General features: G+C 66.4%; 6 protein-coding genes and 1 pseudogene. All 7 read right to left on the bottom strand.

The window, feature by feature from the left end:
- A pseudogene (locus H8R17_RS43500) lies at window positions 1-253 on the bottom strand (mucin-2); the annotation flags it as partial.
- A 207-nt stretch (window positions 254-460) separates the two neighbouring features.
- Entirely contained in the window at window positions 461-2,392 is a 1,932-nt protein-coding gene (locus tag H8R17_RS43495; RefSeq protein ID WP_187828697.1) for a glycosyl hydrolase 53 family protein, read from the bottom strand.
- A 177-nt stretch (window positions 2,393-2,569) separates the two neighbouring features.
- The gene (locus H8R17_RS49655; RefSeq protein ID WP_187828696.1) at window positions 2,570-4,645 is read right to left on the bottom strand and encodes a family 43 glycosylhydrolase; all 2,076 of its coding nucleotides are present in this window, start codon (window positions 4,643-4,645) and stop codon (window positions 2,570-2,572) included.
- Window positions 4,646-4,832: 187 nt separating this feature from the next.
- Window positions 4,833-6,182 (bottom strand): right-handed parallel beta-helix repeat-containing protein, encoded by a 1,350-nt coding sequence (locus H8R17_RS43485; RefSeq protein ID WP_316959723.1) that lies wholly within the window; start codon window positions 6,180-6,182, stop codon window positions 4,833-4,835.
- A complete protein-coding gene (locus H8R17_RS43480) occupies window positions 6,179-6,340 on the bottom strand; it encodes a hypothetical protein (RefSeq protein WP_187828695.1) in 162 nt (53 codons plus the stop codon). The genes H8R17_RS43485 and H8R17_RS43480 overlap by 4 nt, the downstream gene beginning before the upstream one ends.
- A gap of 99 nt (window positions 6,341-6,439) precedes the next feature.
- The gene (locus tag H8R17_RS43475) at window positions 6,440-7,498 is read right to left on the bottom strand and encodes an extracellular solute-binding protein (protein WP_223126135.1); all 1,059 of its coding nucleotides are present in this window, start codon (window positions 7,496-7,498) and stop codon (window positions 6,440-6,442) included.
- 174 nt (window positions 7,499-7,672) lie between these two features.
- Window positions 7,673-7,846: a hypothetical protein gene (locus H8R17_RS43470; protein ID WP_187828694.1), complete on the bottom strand. Its 174-nt coding sequence runs from the start codon at window positions 7,844-7,846 to the stop codon at window positions 7,673-7,675.
- Between the last annotated feature and the right edge of the window lie 536 nt (window positions 7,847-8,382).

The raw sequence follows: 8,382 nt of genomic DNA, 5'->3' as shown, positions 1-8,382 counted from the left end.
CGCCTGCGACCGGGGCGTTCGTCACCGGGTTGCCGCCGGGGGTGCCGGTGGCGGGGTAGTAGACATAGGTGGTGCACCGGCGGCTGCCGCGGGTCCAGTCATACCGGCGCACGCCGACCGCGAACGGCGTGGTCGGCGCCGTGTCCAACGGCCCGACGGCGGCTATTGCCTGCCCCGCGCCGAGCAGGGACAGACCCACGCCCGTCGCTCCGGCCGCGCTCATCCTGAGGAATGTCCGTCGTTGCATGGCCATGGATGTCTCCTTGGGTGCGGGGGTGGGTGTAGCGATTGGCGTTCGGCTGGGCCCGTTGCCGGTGCGTCCAGTCGGCGGCAGGTCGACTGGACGCGCGGCGCGAAACCGGGTGTGGGTGCTCCTGCCACCCGCGAGGGGCGGCAGGAGCGTTGCGCGCGTTGTCAGTACAATCCATCCGCCTCCTGGTCCTTCGCTTGGCGATGGAGGCTATGAGGTGGTCAAGTCGTGTTCGCCGTGTCTGGGAACGACGTCGATGACCGCCGTGACCGGTCCTGTGTCGGTCATCCCGGTGACCGTCACCACACCCGGCCTGTCGGTCGCGCCAGGTGGCAACGGCTGCCAGCGGACGGGGACACCGGTGATCGTGCTGTTGGCGGTGGTGAGCATGTGGATGGAGGAGGGCAGCTTCGGTGCGGCTCCCACCACGGCGGCGGTGTAGATGGTGTCCTGGAGGATGTGCTTGGCGCGGCTGGCGTTGAAGACGTTGATGGACGCGTGCGGCTCCCACGTGTTCGCCAGTCCGGGCACGGCCCGGAACATCGGCTGGTAGCCGGCCGGCTCCCACACCAGCACACCTGAACCTCGGTTGTCGACCACGTCGTTGGCGGCCTGGAATACCCTCCGGATAGCGTCCGCCTGGCCCTGGATGGTTCGCGGGAAGGGTGAGTTGGGCATCGGCGAGCCCTCACCGCCCGAGGCGGGGTAGGCGGTTTCGGCGATGTCGATTTCGTAGTCGGGATAGGTGGTGGCCATGGTGTTCAGGTTGAGATCCAGCGCCTCGGGTGTACCGTGCCACTCCGGGTAGTACGAGATGGCCAGCACATCAGGGTTCTGACCCTTTGCCTTCACCCGGGTGAGGAACTGGTGCCAGAACTCCATGGTTTTGGCGAGCCGGTCCTTGCCGACAATCACGTGTATCTCGACCTTGGATGTCGGTGACGCGTCGCGGACGGCCTTGATCCCGGCCGCGGCCAGGGTTGTGAACCGGTCCCACGCCTGGTCGTAAAGCTGCTGCTCCACCGGGTCGGTTGACCGCCAGTACCGCCACAGCAGGCCACCGCCGGGCTTCGACTGGTAGATATCGGCCTGGTCGACGAAATACGGCGGATTCGTCGTGCCGATGTGGACCGCCTCGCTGCCGTACATGAACCCATTGATGATCTCGTTGCCGACGGCCACCTTCTCCGGCGTGGTGCCCTGCTGGATCAACCGGTCCAGATAGTCGGCGGTGAAGTCGTACACGGCCTGGGACAGGTCCGCGAACTCCAGCTGGGCCCAGGCGCGTGGTTTCGGTTGCTTGCTCGGGTCCGCCCATGAGTCCGCGTAGTGGAAGTCGATCCCCAGGCCCATGCCCCGCTGCTTGATCCACTTCGCTGAGACCAGTGAGCGCTCCGGACCCTGGCGCGGTATCGGCGTCGGTTGACCGGTGCTCTCGCTGCGCGGCTCGTTGAATATCCGCAGCCGGGTGTGCTGCATGCCACGATCCTTGGCCACGTCGAGCAGGTGGGGCCCGGCGCCGCGGTCTTCGGCCAGGGGGTCGACCCAGTACTGCTGGTCCTGGAGGTCGTCCATCCAGGACAGATCGGCGCCGAGAGTGAGGTCGTTGCGCAGGTAGTTGAAGACCTGGAACTCGCTGACACCAGCCCGGGCACGGCCCAGCACACCTGTGAACATCAGCCGGACGAAGCGCGTCGCCGGCCGGGTGAACAGGTGCACTTCCCCTCGCGACACGGCTCGGTTGTGGGACCTGTCGGTGATGGTCTTCCACCGGCGACCGTCGGATGAAGCCTCGACGACGTACCGGTAGGCCACGCCACGGTCCGGGAACATCACCTTGACCTTACGCAGGTTGTCGTAGGTTCCACCGAGGTCGACGGTGAGCCACTGCCGGGCGCCGGCACGACCGGGGTACCAGGACGTCGTCGGGTCGCCGTCGATGGCCAGTCCGGCGTTCGACGAGCCGTTGCTGGATGTTGCCGAGGCCCAGGGCTTGGCAGCGATATTGCTTTCGATCGGCTTGATGTCCGCGGTTCCGAAGGTCGCATGGGCCGGCGCGGGCATCATGAGTAAAGTCGCGGACACCATGGTGGCCAACGTCGTCATGCCCGCGATCACGCGGGGCAGACGCTTGCTGCTCATGTCCTTCTCCTGACGATGTGACTTACTTGCGGCAAGTGCTGTTTCGCACGCGGTCGGCCGTCGTTCTCATTGGCACTGCTCGTTGCGCAGCACACCGTGGTCACGCCGGTGTCGTGGGCTCAAGGACGCGACCCTTGTACGCTCTGCCGGTCGAAGAGACCGGCAGAGCGTGGGATGTCAGCCAGTCGCGGCACCGACATCGAGGGAGTCGACGTTGGGCAGTCCGGCTGCCGTGGTCGGATCCAACCGGATGGTGTTGCTGCCGGCGTTCAGCGAGACGGTCGCGGTCTTGGTCGACCATGTCGTCCAGGCACCGGTGGACTCGAACGAAACCGTCCCCACCGTGGATCCGTTGACGACCAGGTTCGCCGGCCTCGCACCGCTGCTCGAGCCATTGGCGAACCGGACCCCCAGCGTCGCCGTACCAGCGGCCTCGGAGTTCACAGTGAACTGCGCGAAGGCCCCCGCAGCGTTATTGCCGTTGCAGAACCCGCTGCCGGAGAATCCGGCGTGATTCGAGTCGATCGTGCCCTGGCACTCCGCCGACGTGGTCTCTGCCTCGTAACGCTGCCCCGTCGGCGGAGGCGTGTCGGCAGAGGTCTTTACGAGTCCGAGGTCGTCGACGACGAGGTACCCGTTGTTGCTCGCCGCTCGGATGGTGACGGTCGCGGTACCGGCGGACAGCGGGATCTCCGCGAGCTCACGACGAGTCCAGCCGCTCGCTGCCGCGACGTTGAGCGTGCGCGAGTTACCGCTGGCGTCGGTGACCGTGATCTGCGCGGCGCGGAGCGAACCAGAGGTCTTGGCGAAGAGGGACAGCTTGTAGGTGCCGGCCGGCACCGTGATCTGTTGCCGCACGCCACCCGCGTAGGACTGTCCGGCGCCCACGCGCAGCCCGAAGCGGCTTCCGTTCGCACCGCCGTTGACGTTGGTCACGATCGAACTCGGTCCCGACTCCCGGAAGTTGGTCCACCCGGTCAGCCGGGAGACGATGATGCGGTCGGCCTGGAAATTGGGGTTGAGGACGTAGTTGTTCTGCGGCCCGACCCGCCACTCTCCGGTCGTGGCGTTGAACTGCCACTGGCTCACCGAGTGGAACCGTGGCCTCGCGCCGGTCTTGGTCACCGGCATCCACTGGTTGTACCCGATGCCGTTCCAGGCGAAGTCGGCCCAGCGGTCGCCGGCGAAGATCACCGTGTTCTGCTTGGTTCCATTGACCGTCACGAAGAACCCGGTCTGGGTCACGTGGCTGTAGTCCATCTCGGTGCCGGCGAGCGTGTACTCGCCCGTGTAGGAACCCTGGACGTTGCTGCCGGTCGACTCCATGACATGCGTGACCGAGGTGTTCCAGCCGTGCAGATCCGACGCCGCGTGGTAGTACTTGCCGTCGAGCTTGAACATGGCGTTGCCCTCGCGGCCGGAGGAGTTGTATCCGATCTGCACGCCGGGCTCGATCCGCAGCGAGTCGGACTCCCGGAACTTGGCCACGAAGGCGCGAGAACGTCCTTCGCGGTTGGAGAAGATCAGGTAGTCCTTGCCGTTGTCGTCGGTGAAGACGGTCTGATCTCCGGTGCCGGTCGTGGGCGAGTTGGTGATCTGGGTCTGGAAGTAACCGTAGTCGAAGGTGTCGGTGGGTGAGTCGCCCTGGAGCAGCAGAACGCCGTGCCCGCCCCTGCCGGTGTGCCACATCTGCACGGCGAGCACGTACTTGCCGGTGTTCTCGTTGTAGGAGACGCCGAGCCGCCCGACCCAGCCCGCACCACCCAGGTTGGCACCGTTGCCCACGCCGGTGGAGCGCGTCGCCACTCGGTTCTCGAACTTCCAGTTCACCAGGTCCTTGGACGAGTACACGGGGATCGAAACGAACCTGACGTCGCCGTCGTACTTCCTCGTCGGATTGGCCCGGTAGAGCTCGGCGCCGGTGTAGTGCACGCCGTACCAGTAGTAGGTGTCGCCGAACTTGAAGACCCCGCCGCCCTGCGAATAGATGGGGTTGCCGCTGGTGTCGTTCCAGAAGGTGTCGTTCGTGATGGTCTGGAACGTGCCCTCGTCAGCGGCCTCCAGATCGGCGGCGGCGGTCATCAGTGCCGTCTTCGCGGCGGCGACGTCCGACGTGGTGGCCGATGTGTCGCCGGCGACATCGGCCGCGGCGGTCAGCGCCTTGGCGAAGGGCGCCCAGGAGTCAGCCGTGTACTTCGACGGAGTGCGTGTCTGGTAGTCGGACACCAGGTACTTGAGACCGCGATCCACCACCGGTCCAGCAGCGGCACCCTGGTCCTGGAGCGCCGTTGCCGCTGTCTCCGTTGCCGGCATCTCCGTTGCAGGTGTCTCCGCCGCAGCGGTGCTCGCCGAGAGCGGTGCCGCTAACGCCACGGACAACAACGCTGCGGCGGCCAACTTCCAGTACTTCGAAACGACACGCGGTCTTGGCCTCATGATGTCACCTTCCATCTTTCTCAAAGGCGCCGAGATCCGGCGCACTTCCGCCGAAGGGCAGTCCCACGTCGGTGCCCTTGTCGATCAGGGCACTGTCCGCCGCGAGACGGAGGTGGGGCAGCACCGGCAGGCTCCCGTCGGTCTGGCGGGGCGCGTCCCAGCCGGACGTCGACACACTCTGGAACTCGGAGTTCGACAGGGGGACGCCGAGGTTCCAGGAGTTGTACGCGGCGTTCGTACCGGTCATGTTCGACGTCGGCGTTCCGGTGTAGGCGATGTTGTTGCGCAAGTTGCCCCGGCCGACGGCGGCGCCGCGCGAGTCCACTCCCCGCATGTTGAAGTTGGGGTGGTTTCCGTAGCCGGTGTTGTTGAAGAAGTCGTTGGCCACCGGGTGGTGGTTGGCGTAGAAGCCGGCCGCCTTGTTGAGGAACGCCACCGAGGAGCGGACGGTGTGCTTCGGCGCGTTGGCTTCGTAGTCGCCCCCGTAGCCGCCCGACTTGAAGCCGGCTCCGTTGCCGGAGGGCGTCGTCGTCCCCGGCACGTACCCGTTGCGCCAGGCCCACGAGTTCTCGATGATCACGGGCGAGTAGGTGGAGATGAGGTCGAACCCGTCATCGGCGTTCCACCACGCGCGGCAACCCCGGAACACGTTCGCGGGGCGGCCGGCCGGCGTGTAATGCGAACCGAACCCGTCGGCGTTTTCGCCGGGTCCGTCATTGCTGCGCGGGTCGTAGTTGTCATGCGAGTCCGAGTTGAGGACGAGGTTGCCACCCCCGCCGTTGATGAACAGGCCGGTGCCCATGTGGTGGTGGGTGTTGATCTGCTCGAAGACGTTGTTGCTGCCGGAAACCCAGATCCCCCAGGACTCGGCGTTCCGGTTGTTGTTCTGGGGAACGCCGGTGACTTCCAGTCCTTTGAGGTGGATCCAGCTGCCGGTGACGTTGAAGCCCTTGATACGGCAGTTGTCCGTCATTCGCGAGAAGTCGAAGACCGGTTTCTCGTCCGGATGGGCCCAATACCGGATCAGGTTGCCCGAGCTGCCGCTCTTGTTCAGGGTGATCGCGTCGACTCTGGCGGACTGGCTCGAGCAGGCGCTGTTCGCGCGGGTGTAGGCGTAGGTGCCGCCCCGGAAATAGACCGTGTCGCCCGCCTTGGCGACGGCCTGCGCACGGGCGATCGATGCCCACGGGGCGGCCTGCGTACCTGCTGCACCGTCATTCCCGTTCGGGGCGACGTAATAGGTGTTTCCGGCCGCCGCATCGCTCGCGGACGCCGAGCCGGGGGCCATCGCGATGGAACTCGCCGTGACCACCGAGAGCAGGAGGGCAGGGCTGACCAACTTCGCGGTTCTCACAGCGTCATCTCCCCGAGGTTCTCCATCGGTCTGGCGGCCGCCGCCGCGACGCCGGCCGCGGGCGTCGCGGCACCCGCGTCGACTGCGAGCGTCGTAGCCGCGGCGGACAGGAGCACGGCTGTGGTTCCGGCTAACGAGACCCTGATGGACTGTTTCATGGATCCTCCCGTGCAGGGGCAGGGCTCGTGCCTGCCTGAAGAACTCAACGCAGGTGCGGAGACTGCTTTTCGAAAGGCGCCGACCATGCGCGTGCTTCTTCAGAACTTCATGGCGCCGGCGGCCAGGTTGGCGATGAAGTGGCGCGAACCGATCAGGAAGACCCCGATCAGCGGGATCACCGACATGAGCGCTCCGGCGATGACCATCGACTGGTCAGTGGTGTAGACGCCGTTCAGCTGCTGCACGGCCACCTGCAGCGTCACCTTGCCCGGGTCGGTCATCACGATCAGTGGCCACAGGTAGTCGTTCCAGATGTGGAAGAAGGTGAAGATTCCCAGGAACGCAAGCCCCGGGCGAAGCACCGGCAGCCCCACCGTCCACCACTGGCGGAAGAACCCGGCCCCGTCGACCCTTGACGCCTGGATCAGCTCGTCGGCGATCGCCCCCTGCGCGTACTGGCGCATCCAGAAGATCCCGAACGCGTTTGCCGCACCGGGGATGATCAGCGCCTTGAGCGAGCCGACCCAGCCGAGCCAGGCCAGGGTGACGAACTGCGGCACCAGCGCGATCACCGCGCGCTCCTGGGACTTCTGCAGGTCCTTGCCCAGGGCGATGAAGCCGTCCCAGTCCGGGGCGCGGGCGGCCAGCTCCTTCGGGTCGGTGGTGATCCCGGCTTCCTGAAGCAGGTCGGCGCGGTAGAACAGCCCGGTGGGGCCGGTGTCCATGGGGAACGCGATCATCCGGCCCTCGGGCGTGATGCACTCGTTCCACTTCCAGTCCAGGTACCGGCTCTTCAGCTCGGCCGCGCCGAAGTCGTTCAGGTCGACGAACACGTCCGGGTTGGGGAAGTAGGTGGCCACGTCGGAGTTGATGCCGATGATGTCCGGCACCAGGGACTTGCCGGCGAGCGCGGTACGCACCTTGGTGTTGAAGTGGCCGCCGATGTTGGTGCGGCTGAGTCTGAAGCCCTCGGCCCCGGGAATGCCCTTCGTCTCGGCCCGGGCGACCAGCTCGTCGCTCACCGACCGGTCCCAGGTCCACAGCGTGATCTCATCCGAGTCGCCGAGCGAGCGCTGCGACCCGCAGCCGGCCAGCCCGAACCCTCCGGCGGCCGCTCCGGCGCCCAGCGCCAGAAGCCGCCTTCGTGACACTGCCATGGGCGCGTGCACCACCTTCCGAGCGAGCGGCCCACCCCTTGATCGCTCCGGTGGTGACCGAACAGACATCGCGAACGGCTGCTCCGGTTGAACAGGGGTCGGCGTTCTTGAGGATGCTCGGCGTTGCCGCCGACGCGCTGCACACATCGCTGCCCACGAGCGGCGGTGCGGACATCATGGCCACAGGACGAAGTGGCTGCGCAGCTCCGTGTCCGTCAGGCCGGGGCGGCCGACCTCCCGCATGCCCCGGCCGTCCAAGCCCCCGGGCCAGGCGTAGCACGGCAGGGGGACGTTCACGTCGGTGATGTTCCGCACGCCCATCGCCCTGCTGCCGTCGCTCCCGGTCATCCACCGTTTCGTGATCCACGCGAACGCAGGCACCTGGTCGTTGATGATGCCCTTGGGCGAGCACCAGTCGTACTTGAGGCACTCCAGGCCCCAGGCGGCGAACTGGCAGGCGTCCTGCGCGTGCCCCGGCTGCGTTGGCCATCGGGTAGGTGTTGAAGTACGGCGCGCAGGTCTTGTCCGCCGGCACCGCGCAGATGCCGGGGCACTAGCGAGGGCTCCAACTCGCACGCTGGTCCGGGAACCACCGCAACTGTCGAGCCGACCAGCCGTAACTCACCCATGGAGATGCCTCCTGTCACCACTGATGCGGAGATACAAAGGCCCGAGGCGGCGGGGGCGATGCATGCGATCTGCTCGTTGCGCGCCACATGACTGTGAACGTTCCCACATCGCTTCGAATGACAGAAAGGTTCGCGATCGGAATGTCATCTGTCAATCGGTGCGACCCAATCCCTTTGAACTCAGGGTCAGACCGTCGGGCCGTCAGCCGTGGCTGTGACCGATACCAGCACTCATGCCGGCGATCGTGTGGGCAC

It is taken from the genome of Streptomyces sp. TRM68367, from assembly GCF_014495685.1.
Classification (GTDB): domain Bacteria; phylum Actinomycetota; class Actinomycetes; order Streptomycetales; family Streptomycetaceae; genus Streptomyces.
Note: the sequence above shows the minus strand (reverse complement) of the source record. Positions and strands in the feature narration are given on the sequence as shown.